Origin of the sequence: Pseudomonas sp. 102515 (assembly GCF_031085165.1) — a bacterium.
Lineage (GTDB): Bacteria > Pseudomonadota > Gammaproteobacteria > Pseudomonadales > Pseudomonadaceae > Chryseomonas.
On the sequence record NZ_JAVHTY010000005.1, the window covers coordinates 52074 to 66660 of the forward strand.

Annotated in this window: 7 protein-coding genes; 5 read left to right on the forward strand and 2 right to left on the reverse strand. The window is 66.0% G+C overall.

Annotated features, from left to right (window positions below):
• Positions 1-10: 10 nt before the first annotated feature.
• Positions 11-2971 (reverse strand): bifunctional [glutamate--ammonia ligase]-adenylyl-L-tyrosine phosphorylase/[glutamate--ammonia-ligase] adenylyltransferase, encoded by a 2961-nt coding sequence (gene glnE, locus RCF34_RS18870; RefSeq protein WP_308709550.1) that lies wholly within the window; start codon positions 2969-2971, stop codon positions 11-13.
• A gap of 327 nt (positions 2972-3298) precedes the next feature.
• Between glnE and aceE the strand changes: the two genes are divergently transcribed.
• From aceE to msrA, 4 genes are all read left to right on the forward strand, one after another.
• Positions 3299-5941 carry a pyruvate dehydrogenase (acetyl-transferring), homodimeric type gene (aceE, locus tag RCF34_RS18875; RefSeq protein WP_308709551.1) on the forward strand — a complete coding sequence of 881 codons (2643 nt, stop codon included), beginning with the start codon at positions 3299-3301 and terminating at the stop codon, positions 5939-5941.
• Positions 5942-5969: 28 nt separating this feature from the next.
• Positions 5970-7958 (forward strand): dihydrolipoyllysine-residue acetyltransferase, encoded by a 1989-nt coding sequence (gene aceF, locus RCF34_RS18880; protein WP_308709552.1) that lies wholly within the window; start codon positions 5970-5972, stop codon positions 7956-7958.
• Between the two features lie 282 nt (positions 7959-8240).
• A complete protein-coding gene (locus RCF34_RS18885; RefSeq protein ID WP_308709553.1) occupies positions 8241-10847 on the forward strand; it encodes an EAL domain-containing protein in 2607 nt (868 codons plus the stop codon).
• Between the two features lie 81 nt (positions 10848-10928).
• The gene (msrA, locus tag RCF34_RS18890; protein WP_308709554.1) at positions 10929-11588 is read left to right on the forward strand and encodes a peptide-methionine (S)-S-oxide reductase MsrA; all 660 of its coding nucleotides are present in this window, start codon (positions 10929-10931) and stop codon (positions 11586-11588) included.
• 229 nt (positions 11589-11817) lie between these two features.
• Here the strand turns inward: msrA and RCF34_RS18895 are convergent, their stop codons facing one another.
• A complete protein-coding gene (locus RCF34_RS18895; protein ID WP_308709555.1) occupies positions 11818-12654 on the reverse strand; it encodes a 23S rRNA (adenine(2030)-N(6))-methyltransferase RlmJ in 837 nt (278 codons plus the stop codon).
• A 128-nt stretch (positions 12655-12782) separates the two neighbouring features.
• Between RCF34_RS18895 and RCF34_RS18900 the strand changes: the two genes are divergently transcribed.
• Entirely contained in the window at positions 12783-14522 is a 1740-nt protein-coding gene (locus RCF34_RS18900; RefSeq protein WP_308709556.1) for a potassium/proton antiporter, read from the forward strand.
• Positions 14523-14587 lie beyond the last annotated feature (65 nt).

A 14587-nucleotide genomic window follows, 5' to 3' on the forward strand; every position in this document is an offset into this window, starting at 1 on the left:
TGATGGCGGCCTAAAAGGTGGCCGGATTGCCGGACGGCGCGTCCAGCCCCAGGCCGTGCCAGATACGGCGTACTTCGTCGCGCTCGGCGAGAAAGCCGTCGGCCGGCACCTTGCCCGGCTGCTTCTGCAGCACCAGGCGGTGCAGCGCGGCGCGGTAGGCCTTGTAGGCTTCGCGCAGGGCAATGGCGTCCGTGGCCGGTACCAGACCAGCCGCCTCGAGGGATTCCAGGATGCGGATGTTGTCGGGAAAACGCAGCAATTCGGGATGCTGCCACGACCAGGCCAGAACGGCATATTGGACCATAAATTCGATATCGACGATACCGCCGGCATCCTGCTTGAGGTCGAACCACTGCTCCGGCCGGCGCGCATTCGGCCCCAGTCCGCCGGTGGTCACCGCGGTGCCGAGGTTGTCGAGCATCTTGTCGCGCATGCCGGCCACGTCGGCCTGCAGGGTCGCCAGCGCCCGCTGCCGACCGAGGATGCGCGCCCGCACCTCGTCGAAGCGCTCGCCAAGACGCGGGCAACCCGCCACCACCCGCGCGCGCACCAGGGCCTGGTGTTCCCAGGTCCAGGCCTCGCTCTGCTGGTAGCGCTCGAAGGCCTCCAGCGAAGTCACCAGCAGGCCCGCCGCGCCGGACGGCCGCAGGCGCATGTCCACCTCGTAGAGGGTGCCCACCGGGGTGGTGGTGGTCAGCAGATGGATGATGCGCTGACCGAGGCGGTTGAAGAACTGGGCGCCATCCATGGGCTTGGCGCCATCGGTCTCGGCCAGGGGATCGGCGTCGTGGATGAACACCAGGTCGAGATCCGAGCCGTGGCCGAGTTCGATGCCGCCGACCTTGCCGTAGCCGACGATGACGAAGTCCGGCTGGCAGGGTGAGCCGTCGCGCCGCTGCGGCGTGCCATGCCGCTGCACCAGCTGACGCCAGGCCAGGCCAAAGACCTCTTCGAGGATCACCTCGGCCAGCCAGGTGAGATAGTCGCTGACCTTCATCAGCGGCAGGCTGCCGGCGATCTCCGCCGCCGCCACCCGCAGGCTGTGGGCGCGCTTGAAGTGGCGCAGCACGTCCATCTGCTGCTCCAGGTCCTCTTCCGGCAGGCGCATCAGGCGTTCGCGCAATTCGGCGGCCAGCTCGGGCTTCTGTGGCGGATGATAGAGCCGGCCCTCGTTGAGCAGCTCGTCGAGCAGCGCCGGATAGCGAGCGATCTGCTCGGCCACCCAGGCACTGGCGCCACAGAGCTCCAGCAGCCGCGCCAGGGCCGGCGGATTCTCGCTGAGCAGGACCAGGTAGGCCGAGCGTCGCGCCACCGCCTCCACCAGCGGCAGTACCCGCTCCAACGCCCGATCGGGTTGCTCCTCGGCGCTGACCGCATCCAGCAGCCGCGGCATGAAGGCATCCAGGCGTTCGCGACCGGCGCGTTGCATGGCGCGCACCTGGCCGCTGGCACGCAGGCTGGCCAGCAATTCCAGCGCCTGCTCCGGCGCCTGGAAGCCCGCCTCGCGCAGTCGCGCCAGGGACTCCTCGGGGTCGAGCAGGTCGCCCCACAGTGGCAGCCAGCTGTCTTCCAGTTCGGCGCTCTGGGTCTCCTCCTCGGGATCGGCGATGGTCTGCTGGAAGTGCCAGTCGATGCGGCGGCGCCAACCGTCGAGCGCCGCGCTGAATTCGTCCCAGTCGGCATGGCCCATGAGAAAGGCCACCCGCGCCCGGCCCTGGGGATCCACCGGCAGGGTCTGGGTCTGCTGGTCGGCGATGGCCTGCAGCCCGTGCTCCACGTAACGCAGGAAGCAGTAGCCCTCGCGCAACTCGGCTTCGGCCGCCGCCGGCAGATAGTCGCGCTCGCGCAGACTGGTCAGCACCTTGAGCAGCGGTCGCTGCTGCAGTGCCGGATCGCGCCCGCCGTGGATCAGCTGATAGGCCTGGGCGATGAATTCCACCTCGCGAATACCGCCCGCGCCCAGCTTGACGTTGTCGGTCATGCCGCGCCGGCGCACCTCCTGGCGGATCAGCTGCTTCATGCTGCGCAGGGCTTCGATGGCGGAGAAATCCAGATAGCGCCGATAGACGAAGGGCCGCAGCAGGGTCAGCAGCTCGGCGCCGCTGGCCTGATCGCCGCCGACCACCCGTGCCTTGATCATGGCGTAGCGTTCCCAGTCGCGCCCCTGGTCCTGGTAATAGAGCTCCATGGCGGCAAAGCTCAGCACCAGGGCGCCGGCACTGCCATAGGGCCGCAGGCGCATGTCGACGCGAAAGACGAAGCCCTCCACGGTGGTGGCGTCCAGCGCCTTGATCAGTCGCTGTCCGAGGCGGGTGAAGAATTCCTGGTTGTCCTGCTCGCGCCGCGTGCCGCGCGTCTCCCCGCCCTCGCCATAGGCGAAGATCAGGTCGATATCGGACGACAGATTCAGCTCTCCCGCACCCAGCTTGCCCATGCCCAGCACCACCAGGTGCTGTGGCTGACCGCTGTGGCGTCCGGTCGGCACGCCGAACTGGCTGCACTGCTGGTCATAGAGCCAGGCGCAGGCCTGGTCGATGCAGGCGTCGGCCAGGTCGCTGAGGTCGCGGCAGGTCTCCACCAGATCGGCGCGCCGGGTCAGGTCGCGCCAGACGATGCGTACCTGCTGCAGCATGCGAAAACGCCGCAGCCGCCGTCCCAGCTCGGCTTCGTCCGGGCAGTCGGCCAGGGCCTCGCGCAAGCGCTGCGCCATGGCCCCCGGCGCCAGCGACAACTGCAGATCGCCGCTGTCGACCAGCGCCAGGCAGGGCTCGGGCAGGCGGCAGAACTGCTCGACGACGAAATCACTGAGAGCGGCCACCCGCCGCCAGTCGGCACGCTGCGCCGCGGACCAGTTCGCCTGGCGGGCCGCCGCCGCGGGCAGCGTGGCCAGGGCGTCGGCCAGGCGCCGGTCGGCGAGCTCGGCACAGGCGACGAGAGTCGGAGGCAGATCGGGACGAAGGAGGGGTATCATGGGCAGTCCTGCGCAGGGACGGTCGAACCCCACCGCCCTGCCACGACCCCCACCAGGGACATTCCGACGGACCACCTGGTCCGAGCGGGAACCGTTATCACGTCCGTGGTTCGGAGTTCGCGAGCCCTCGAGTAGAGCGTTCGACAAACGTCGAATTGTTTTTTATCGCATTACAGCTCGGAGCTGAAACGGATTTGAATTTGTAGTAAAACTACACGCCGATCGGAACCGTCCGGTCATAAATCCAAGAATTTTCGCTGCCCCCAAGAGGCCGGCGGCGACCCTGAGGCGACCGATTTTGGAAGCCTTTCCGCCCTGGAGCAAGCCATGCAAGATCTCGATCCCGTCGAAACCCAGGAATGGCTGGACGCCCTGGAGTCCGTCCTCGACCACGAAGGCGAGGAGCGCGTTCATTATCTGATGACCCGCATGGGCGAACTGGCTACCCGCAGTGGTACCCAGCTGCCCTACTCCATCAATACCCCCTATCGCAACACCATTCCAGTGACCAAGGAAGCCCATATGCCGGGCGACCTGTTCATGGAGCGGCGCATCCGCTCGCTGGTTCGCTGGAACGCCCTGGCGATGGTCATGCGCGCCAACCTCAAGGATCCGGATCTGGGTGGCCACATCTCCACCTTCGCTTCCAGCGCTACCCTCTATGACATCGGCTTCAACTATTTCTGGAAGGCGCCCAACGAAGAGCACGGTGGCGACCTGATCTACTATCAGGGCCATGCCTCCCCCGGCGTCTACGCCCGCGCCTACCTGGAAGGCCGCCTCTCCGAAGACCAGATGAACAACTTCCGTCAGGAAGTGGACGGCAAGGGGCTGTCGAGCTACCCGCACCCGCACCTGATGCCCGACTTCTGGCAGTTCCCGACCGTGTCCATGGGTCTGGGCCCGATCACCGCCATCTACCAGGCCCGCTTCATGAAGTACCTGGAGAACCGCGGCTACATCCCCGCCGGCAAGCAGAAGGTCTGGTGCTTCATCGGCGACGGCGAGTGCGACGAGCCGGAAACCCTGGGCGCCATCTCCCTGGCCGGCCGCGAGAACCTCGACAACCTGATCTTCGTCATCAACTGCAACCTGCAGCGCCTCGACGGCCCGGTCCGCGGCAACGGCAAGATCGTCCAGGAACTGGAAGGCATCTTCCGCGGCGCCGACTGGAACGTCACCAAGGTCCTCTGGGGCCGCATGTGGGATCCGCTGTTCGCCCGCGACACCGAAGGCCGCATGCAGCAGCGCATGGACGCCGTGGTCGATGGTGAATACCAGAACTACAAGGCCAAGGACGGCGCCTATGTGCGCAAGCACTTCTTCGGCGCCAATCCCGAGCTGCTCAAGATGGTCGAGGACCTGTCCGACGACGAGATCTGGAAGCTCAACCGTGGCGGTCACGACCCCTACAAGGTCTATGCGGCCTACCACCAGGCGGTCAACCACAAGGGCCAGCCCACCGTCATCCTGGCCAAGACCATCAAGGGTTACGGCACCGGTGCGGGCGAAGCCAAGAACACCGCGCACAACACCAAGAAGGTGGATGTGGAGTCGCTGAAGAAATTCCGCGATCGCTTCGACATCCCGCTGAACGATTCCCAGCTCAGCGAACTGCCCTTCTATCGTCCGGCCGACGACAGCGCCGAGATGAAGTACCTGATGAGTCGTCGCGAGTCCCTGGGCGGTCACCTGCCCCAGCGTCGCGCGCGCAGCCTGAGCATTCCCACCCCGCCCCTGGACACCCTGAAGGCGGTGCTGGACGGCTCCGGCGATCGCGAGATCTCCACCACCATGGCCTTCGGCCGCATCCTGTCGCAACTGGTCAAGGACAAGGACCTGGGCAAGCGCATCGTGCCCATCCTCGCCGACGAGGCCCGTACCTTCGGCATGGAAGGCATGTTCCGCCAGCTGGGCATCTACTCGCCCCACGGCCAGCTCTATGAGCCGGTCGACCGCGACCAGGTGATGTACTACCGCGAAGAAAAGGACGGCCAGATCCTCCAGGAAGGCCTCAACGAGGCCGGCGCCATGTCCTCCTTCATCGCCGCCGGTACCGCCTACAGCAACTACAACCAGCCCATGCTGCCGGTCTACATCTTCTATTCGATGTTCGGCTTCCAGCGCATCGGCGACCTGGCCTGGGCGGCGGGCGATGCCCAGACCCGCGGCTTCCTGCTGGGCGGCACTTCCGGCCGGACCACCCTGAACGGCGAAGGCCTGCAGCACGAGGACGGCCACAGCCACATCCTGGCCGGCACCATCCCCAACTGCCGCAGCTACGATCCCACCTATGCCTACGAGCTGGCGGTGATCATGCGCGAAGGCATCCATCAGATGATGGAGCTGCAGCAGAGTGTCTTCTACTACATCACCGTGATGAACGAGAACTACCAGCAGCCGGCCATGCCCCAGGGTGTCGAGGACGGCATCATCAAGGGCATGTACCTGCTGGAAGAAGAAAAAGGCGACTTCAAGCACCGCGTCCAGCTGCTGGGCTCGGGCACCATCCTCAACGAGGTCCGCGCGGCTGCGAGCCTGCTGCGCGAGATGGGTGTCGGCGCCGACATCTGGAGCGTCACCAGCTTCAACGAACTGCGCCGCGAAGGCCTGGCCGTCGACCGCTGGAACCGCCTGCACCCGCTGAAAGAGCGCCGCCTGACCTACGTCGAGCAGTGCCTGGGCGAGCGCCAGGGTCCGGTCATCGCCTCCACCGACTACATGAAGCTGTTCGCCGACCAGATCCGCCAGTGGGTCCCCACCGAATTCCAGGTGCTGGGTACCGACGGCTTCGGTCGCAGCGACAGCCGCAAGAAGCTGCGTGATCACTTCGAGGTCGACCGTCGCTGGGTCGCCGTCGCCGCTCTGCAGGCGCTGGCCAACCAAGGCAAGCTGGAACGCAAGGTCGTGGCCGACGCCATCACCAAGTTCGGCATCGACACCGAGAAGCGCAATCCCCTGGATTGCTGATGCGGCACACGGATAAGAGGAAACAACTGTGAGCGAGACCATCCGCGTACCCGACATCGGCAGTGGCGACGGCGAAGTCATCGAGCTGCTGGTGAAGGTCGGCGATACCGTCGAGGCCGAACAGAGCCTGGTGGTGCTGGAGTCCGACAAGGCCAGCATGGAGATCCCGGCCCCCAAGGCCGGCAAGATCGCCGCCCTGCACATCAAGGTCGGCGACACCCTCAAGACCGGTGATCTGCTGATCGACCTGGAAGGCGAGGACGCCGCCACCGGCAGCGAACCCGCCGCCGAGCCCAAGGCCGAGTCCAAGCAGACCCAGATCGAGGAAAGCGAAACCCCGACGCCGGCCGGCGACGAGGACGCTTCGGCGTCCGCCGGCGAAGGCGAGTCCCAGGAAATTCACGTTCCGGACATCGGCTCCAGCGGCAAGGCCAGCATCATCGAGGTCGTGGTCAAGCCCGGCGACACCATCGCCGCCGAGCAGACGCTGATCACCCTGGAGTCCGACAAGGCCAGCATGGAAATCCCCTCCCCCGCCGCCGGCGTGGTGGAGAGCGTTTCCGTCAAGGTCGGCGACGAAGTGGGCACCGGCGACCTGATCCTGGTCCTCAAGGGCGCCGCCAATGCCAAGCCGAGCAAGAGCGTCGAATCCAAGGCCGGCGACAAGCCCGCCAAGGAAGCCGCCGAGCCCGAGCTGCACGAGGAAGCCGCCGCCGAGCCGGCCGGTGAATCGATCGAGGAAATCAAGGTCCCCGACATCGGCTCCACCGGTAGTGCCAACGTCATCGAGGTGCTGGTCAAGGCCGGTGACCAGGTCAAGGCCGAGCAGTCGCTGATCGTGCTGGAGTCCGACAAGGCCAGCATGGAAATCCCGGCGCCCAAGGCGGGCGTGGTGGAAAGCGTCGCCATCAAGGTCAATGACCAGGCCAAGACCGGCGATCTGATCCTGACCCTGAAGGTGGCCGGTGCCGCGCCCAAGCAGGCGGCCAAGCCGGCTGCCGGCAACGCCGCCGCCAGCGCGCAGGCACCCGAGAAGAAAGCCGAGGCTCCAGCCAAGGCCGCCGCTCCTGCCAGCGCACCTGCCGCCGGCAAGGGCAAGAAGGTCCATGCCGGTCCGGCCGTGCGCATGATCGCCCGCGAGTTCGGTGTCGATCTGGGCGAGGTCACCCCGACCGGTCCCAAGGGTCGCATCCTCAAGGAAGACGTCCAGACCTACGTCAAGGACCAGCTGCAGAAGAGCAAGGCGGCTCCGGCCGCGGCCGCAGGCGTCACGGGTGGCGCCGGCATCCCGCCGATCCCCAGCGTGGACTTCAGCAAGTTCGGCGAGATCGAAGAGGTGCCGATGACGCGCCTCATGCAGGTCGGTGCCAACAACCTGCATCGCAGCTGGCTGAACGTGCCCCACGTCACCCAGTTCGACCAGTCCGACGTGACCGATCTGGAAGCCTTCCGGGTCGGCCAGAAAGCCGTGGCGGAAAAGGCCGGCGTCAAGCTGACCATCCTGCCGTTCCTGCTCAAGGCCTGCGCCCATGTGCTCAGGGAACTGCCGGACTTCAACGCCTCCCTGGCCCCCAGCGGCAAGGCGGTGATCCGCAAGAAGTACGTGCACATCGGTTTCGCCGTCGACACCCCGGACGGCCTGCTGGTCCCGGTCATTCGCAACGTCGACCAGAAGAGCCTCCTGCAACTCGCCGCCGAAGCCGCCCAACTGGCGGAAAAGGCGCGGACCAAGAAGCTCAGCGGTGACGACATGCAGGGCGCCTGTTTCACCATCTCCAGCCTGGGTCACATCGGCGGTACCGGCTTCACGCCGATCGTCAATGCCCCGGAAGTGGCGATCCTCGGCGTGTCCAAGGCCAGCATGCAGCCGGTCTGGGATGGCAAGGCTTTCCAGCCGCGCCTGATGCTGCCGCTGTCGCTGTCCTACGATCACCGCGTGATCAACGGGGCGGCCGCCGCGCGCTTCACCAAGCGCCTGGGCGATCTGCTGGCGGAAATCCGCAGCCTGCTGCTGTAAGCCACCACAGGACGGTAACGGCTCCCCGCTACCTTCTTCTGGTGTAGCGCAAGAACCCCGCTCATGCGGGGTTTTTGCTGTCAGATCAACCGAAAGATCCATGAAAAAGGTAGGATGGGCGCCCCGAGCGCCGCCCCTTGCATGCGCCGGCCCCTATCGGGCAACCTTGTCAGCCATCGCAGCGTACTGGCGAGGCGGAGAGGAAAAAGGATTAATGATTTGTCTGTCCTTTCCGATAAACCTAGGACATCTTTCCGTCTTCACAAGGACGCGGACCCTCGCATGAGTATTCACTCCGATGCTGCCGATGCCGCGGTAGCCGATCAGGCGGGCGCGCTCAGCGCTCCTGCCCGATTGGGCTTGCTGCGTTTCGAGCGTCTGAATGAAGCCTCCTGGGCGATGCTCTATCTCGATTCCCGCTGTGAAGTCAGCCTTGGCCTGCCCGCCCAGGCGCTGTGCTCGCTCATCGATGCCCCCTATGCCAGCCTGATGGAGCCCAGCGTCCGTCATCGCCTGCACGAAGACATCCAGCTGCAACTCGCCGAGCACGGCAGCTATCAGGTGCGCTACCTGTTCCACTCTCCGACGGCCCCGTACCAGGTGGTCGAGGTGGGCGAAAGCCTGCAGCGCCATGGTCGACCCCTGCTGCGCGGCTATCTGCTGCGGGTGATGAACGACGACGCCCTGGCCGGCGAATGGGAAGCCCACAACCTGGCCCTGCGCTCCACCCTGGCGCTCCTGCAGGACAGCCAGGACCACAGCCAGCAACGGCTGGGGATGGCCCAGGCGCGACAGACCCTGCTGCTCGAACTGTCCCGGCTGGCTCTGCGCCAGGCGCCGGTCGACGATGAACTGGTGCAGTTGCTGCGCGCCGAGGGCCCGGCCGCCTTCGCCGCGGATGAACTCAGCCTGTGGCGTTACGAGGGAAATGGCCTCGTCACCCTGTGCAAGGAAGAGCGCCTACCGACGCTGTGCAGCGACCACCGTCGCCGGTTGCGCGAGCAGGGCGTGATCGAAGACGCCAGTCAGGTGCTGCACCCGCCCCATACCGGGGGCGGGACGGCGCTGGACGTGGCGCTGCTGCATGACAATCAACTGACCGGTCTGCTCTGCCTGAGACGGGACCGCCCGGCCACCTGGGAAGCCGAGGACGTCGCCTTCGCCCGCAACCTGGCGGAGTGCCTGGCCGCCCTCCTCCAGCAGCCGGAGCGCCTGCCCAAGGTCGCTCATCCCCTGACCCGGGTGATGGAAGCCAGCAACGATGCCTTCCTGCTGCTGGATGCCAGCGGTTGCCTGGAACACGCCACCGACAGCTTCGCGCGGATTACCGGGTACCCCATCGGCAAGCTTCAGGGCCTGCACGTCGAATCCCTGCCGGCCCTGGAAAACTGGGGCGAGCTGCTCTACGAAGCCTGGCAGCGGTTGGCGCACCAGGACAGCTGGCAGGGCGAACTGCGCTGCTATCGCCGTGACGGCGAGACCTACTGGGGCCAGCTGTCGCTGTCCAAGATCCAGCAACCCAATGGCGACCTGCAGGGCTATCTGGGCATCTTCCAGGACACCAGCAAGACCCGCTTCGCCCAGCAGCACAACGACGAACTGGTGTTTCGCGACAGCCTCACCGGGCTGGCCAACCGCAGTCACTTCATCGCCCGCTTGGAAGCGCGCCTGGAGCAGTCCAATCCGAGCCGCGAACACTCGCTGCTGCTGGTGGACGTCGACAACTTCAAGAGAGTCAACGACAGTCTCGGTCACCGCATCGGTGACCAGTTGCTGGTGGGTCTGGCTCGGCGCCTGCGCAGCGCGCTGGGCAAGGGCGCACTGATCGCCCGCATCGCCAGCAACGAATTCGCCGTGCTGCTCGAAGGCATGGATGCGGTCTCCGCTGACAGCCTGGCCCGCGATACCCTGGTGGCCCTGGATCCGCCACTCTATGTGGAGGGCCACCCGACCCTGATCAGTTGCTCGATCGGCCTGACCACCGCCCGGCCACACGAGACCGATCCGCAGACCCTGATCAAGCACGCCGGCCTCGCCCTGCACAGGGCCAAGGCCACCGGCGGCCATCAGGTCCAGGTGTTCACCGAGGCGCTGATCGCCGAAGCCAGCAACAAGCTGTTCGTGCAGAACAACCTGCGCCGGGCCCTGGAGCAGAACGAACTGCTGGTGCACTACCAGCCCAAGGTCTGCCTGAAACGCGCCAAGCTGCTCGGCCTGGAAGCCCTGATCCGCTGGCAGCACCCGGAAAAGGGCATGATCCGCCCGGACCAGTTCATCAGCATCGCCGAGGAAACCGGGCTCATCGTGCCCATCGGCAAATGGGTCATCCGCGAGGTCTGCCGCCAGCTGCACCGCCTCGACGCCGCCGGCTTCGACGATCTGCAGATCGCCATCAACCTGTCGCCCAAGCAGTTCACCGATCCCGACCTGGTGCAGTCCTTCGTCACCATCCTCGACGAGGAGGGCATCGCGCCCAAGCGTCTGGAGCTGGAACTGACCGAAAGCCTCTTGCTGGATGCCACCGACGCCACCCGCAACACCCTCGAAGCCCTCAAGCGCCTGGGCATGAGCCTGGCGATGGACGACTTCGGCACCGGTTATTCGTCGCTCAGCTACTTGAAAAAATTCCCCATCGACATCATCAAGATCGACAGGAGTTTCATCAAGGACATCCCGGACAACCAAGACGACATGGAAATCACCTCCGCGGTGATCGCCATGGCCCACAACCTGCGGCTGCAGGTGGTTGCCGAGGGCATCGAGACGACTGAACAGCTGGCTTTCCTGCGCCACCATCGCTGCGATATCGGCCAGGGCTATCTGTTCGACAAGCCCATCCCGGCCGACCAGCTCGACGCCGCCCTGGGGCGTTACCTGCCGACACGCTGACCCGCCACGCGGACTCGACCCCGCTGCAGCGATTTTGCGTACACTGAGCTTTTCGCCTGGCCCTTTCCCACGAGGTATCCCATGGTCCTGCGTTCCGAAATCCTGACCAAGAAGACCCATCTGCCTGCCGCCGAGCAGGCGCTGCCCGGTCGCGAGACGGCCATGGCCGTGCCCGCGGCCCACTATGTCAACGGCAATCCGTTGCAAGGCCCCTTCCCCGCCGACCTGCAGAGTCTGGTGGTGGGCATGGGCTGCTTCTGGGGCGTCGAGCGGCGCTTCTGGCAACAGCCAGGCGTCTGGACCACCGCGGCGGGCTATGCCGGCGGCCATACCCCCAATCCGACCTACGAAGAGGTCTGCTCGGGTCTGACCGGGCATACCGAGGTGGTGCTGGTAGTGTTCGATCCGGCCCAGACCTCGCTGGAGGCACTGCTGAAGATCTTCTGGGAAGCCCACGATCCGACCCAGGGCATGCGCCAGGGCAACGACGTCGGCACCCAGTATCGCTCGGCGCTGTACTACACCAACGACAGTCAGCGGGAAGCCTTCGAAGCCAGCCAGGCCACCTTCCAGGCGCAACTGGCCGACGCCGGTTATGGCGAGATCACCACCGAGATCGCCCCGCTGCCGCCCTTCTACTACGCCGAGGCCTATCACCAGCAGTACCTGGCGAAGAATCCCAACGGCTATTGCGGCCTGGCCGGCACCGGTGTCTGCCTACCGCCCAGCCTGGCGGTCTGATCCCGAACCGCTACGGCGACTCTCTTTGTTGGGCTTCGGCGGTAGAGCTGCCCCAACCCAATCTACGCCGACCTTCCTAGTGGGTCGGGTTGAGCGCAGCGAAGCCCAACGTCCCCAGGCTCGACACCCTACTGTTGGGCTTCGGCGGTAGAGCTGCCTCAACCCAACCTACGCCGACCTTCCTAGTGGGTCGGGTTGAGCGCAGCGAAGCCCAACAGCGCCGGGCTTGCTATTCCGCGATCAGCCAGTCCAGCCGCCAGCTGCCTTCGCCCTGGGCCAGATGCTCGGCCAGCCAGGGTAGCAAGTCGCGCAATTCTTCCTCCAGGCCCCACGGCGGATTGACGATGGCCAACCCCGAGCCATTGAGCCGGGTGGGATCGTCCGCCGCACGGATCAGCAACTCGACGTTGAGCAGCTTGGGCGCGCCACTGGCCTGCAGACCGGCATGAAAGCGTCTGAGCTGACGGCGATCCTTGATCGGATACCAGAGCATGATCACCGTCTGGCGCATGCGGCCGATGGCTTCCTGTACCGCCTTGACGCAACGCTCCAGCTCGTCGGCCTTCTCGAAGGGCGGATCGATCAGCAGCAAGGCCCGACGCTCGGGAACCGGCAGCAGCGCGCGCGGCAGCAGCCAGCCATCCTTCTGGTGCACCGCGACCCGGCGATCACGGGCCATGTTTTCCTTGAGCAGGCGACCATCCTCGGGGTGCAGCTCGTTGAGCAGCAGGCGATCCTGGGGACGCAAGGCCTGGCGCATCAGCTCGGGCGAGCCGGGGTAGTAGCGCAGCGCGCCGTCGGGATTGAGCGCGGCCACCGCCTCGCGATAGCCGACGAAGGCCGCCGGCGCGGATTCCAGCGTCCACAGCCGACCGATCCCCTCGCGCCATTCGTCGGTACGACTGGCCTGGTCGCCGGCCAGGTCGTAGCGACCGACGCCGGAATGGCTGTCCAGGTAGGCGAAGGGCGTCTCCTTGCGCGCCAGCAGCGCGGCCAGGCGCAACAGGGTGGCGTGCTTGAAGACATCGGCGTGATTGCCGGCGTGGAAGGCGTGTCGGTAATTCATGGGATACTCCAGCGTCAGCCCTACAGTGTACCGTCTTCCTCGGGCGCCAGCGGCGTCGCGCTTTGACACCCCGGCCACCCAGCGGGTTAAATCCCTGGTTCTTCAATTCTTTACCCCAGGAGTCACGCTTGGACGCTGTCACCATCAACAGCTTGTTCTTGATCGGTGCGGTGCTGATCGGCCTGTCGATTCTGGTCAGCTCGATTTCCTCGCGGGTCGGCATCCCGATTCTGGTGATCTTCCTGGTGGTCGGCATGTTCGCCGGCATCGACGGTCCCGGTCACATCGCCTTCGACAACTATCCGATGGCCTACCTGGTGGGCAACCTGGCGCTGGCGGTGATCCTGCTCGATGGCGGCATGCGCACCCGGGTGTCGAGCTTCCGGGTGGCGCTCTGGCCGGCACTGTCGCTGGCCACCGTGGGGGTGATGATCACCACCGGCCTGACCGGGGTCGCCGCCGCCTGGCTGTTCGACCTCAGCCTGCTGCAGGGCCTGCTGATCGGCGCCATCGTCGGTTCCACCGATGCCGCGGCGGTGTTTTCCCTGCTGGGTGGCCGCGGTCTCAACGAACGGGTCACCGCCAGCCTGGAAATCGAATCCGGCAGCAACGACCCCATGGCGGTGTTTCTCACCGTCACCCTGATCGAGATGCTCGCCAGCGGCCAGAGCGGCTTCAGCTGGAGTCTGCTGGGTCACTTCGTCAGCGAATTCGCCATCGGCGGGGTGATCGGCCTGGGCGGTGGCTGGCTGCTGCTGCAGCTGATCAACCGCATCCACCTCGCCGACGGCCTCTATCCGCTGCTGGCCATCAGCGGTGGCCTACTGATCTTCGCCCTGACCAACGCCGCCCATGGCAGTGGCATCCTCGCGGTCTACCTGGCCGGTCTGCTGATGGGCAATCTGCCGATCCGCAGCCGCCACGGCATGCTGCACATGCTCGACGGCATGGCCTGGCTGGCGCAGATCGGCATGTTCCTGGTGCTGGGCCTGCTGGTGGAGCCGCACAACCTGCTGCCCATTGCCCTACCCGCCCTCGGCCTCGCCCTGTGGATGATCCTGGTCGCCCGGCCGCTGTCGGTGGCCATTGGCCTCTTGCCCTTCCGCGCCTTCCACGACCGCGAGAAGGCCTTTATCGCCTGGGTCGGGCTGCGTGGCGCGGTCCCCATCATCCTGGCGGTGTTCCCGATGATGGCCGGGCTGCCCCAGGCCCAGCTGTTCTTCAACGTGGCCTTCTTCATCGTGCTGGTGTCGCTGCTGGTGCAGGGTTCCAGCCTGCCGCTGGCGGCCAAGCTGCTCAAGGTGACGGTGCCACCGGAGCCGGCGCCCTTCTCCCGCGCCGGTCTGCAGGTCCATCCGACCAGCGAATGGGAGCTGTTCATCTATCGCCTGGGCGCCGAGAAGTGGTGCATCGGCGCCGCCCTGCGGGAGTTGAAGATGCCCGAGGGCACCCGTATCGCCGCGCTGTTCCGCGGCGAGACCCTGCTCCACCCCTCCGGCAGTACCACCCTGGAAGCCGGCGACATCCTCTGCGTGGTCGGCCACGAGCACGATCTGCCGGCCCTGGGGCGGCTGTTCAGCCAGGCACCGCAGCAGACCCAGAGATTCTTCGGCGACTTCGTCCTGGAAGCCGACGCCGAACTCAGCGCCGTGGCCGCGCTGTACGGCCTGCAACTGGGCGAGGTGGACGGCAACCAACGCCTCGGCAGCTTCATCACCCACGAGATCGGCGGCGAACCCATCGTCGGCGACCTGGTGGAGTGGAACGGCCTGGTCTGGATCGTCGCGGCCATCGAGAACAAGCGCGTGCGCAAGGTCGGCGTGAAGTTTCCCGAAGGCAACAGCAGCGGGCCCGCGCTCTTTCTTTAACGGTGGATGAACGGGGTTCGCGGCTCGAGGGGTGCCGCCTTGCGCCCCAGGCAGCCTGGCTTTAA

Coding starts and splice junctions, on each gene's coding strand:
- aceE (WP_308709551.1), top strand. CDS start 3,299: ATGCAAGATCTCGATCCCGTCGAAACCCAGGAATGGCTGGACGCCCTG.
- RCF34_RS18885 (WP_308709553.1), top strand. CDS start 8,241: ATGAGTATTCACTCCGATGCTGCCGATGCCGCGGTAGCCGATCAGGCG.
- glnE (WP_308709550.1), bottom strand. CDS start 2,971: ATGATACCCCTCCTTCGTCCCGATCTGCCTCCGACTCTCGTCGCCTGT.
- msrA (WP_308709554.1), top strand. CDS start 10,929: ATGGTCCTGCGTTCCGAAATCCTGACCAAGAAGACCCATCTGCCTGCC.
- RCF34_RS18895 (WP_308709555.1), bottom strand. CDS start 12,654: ATGAATTACCGACACGCCTTCCACGCCGGCAATCACGCCGATGTCTTC.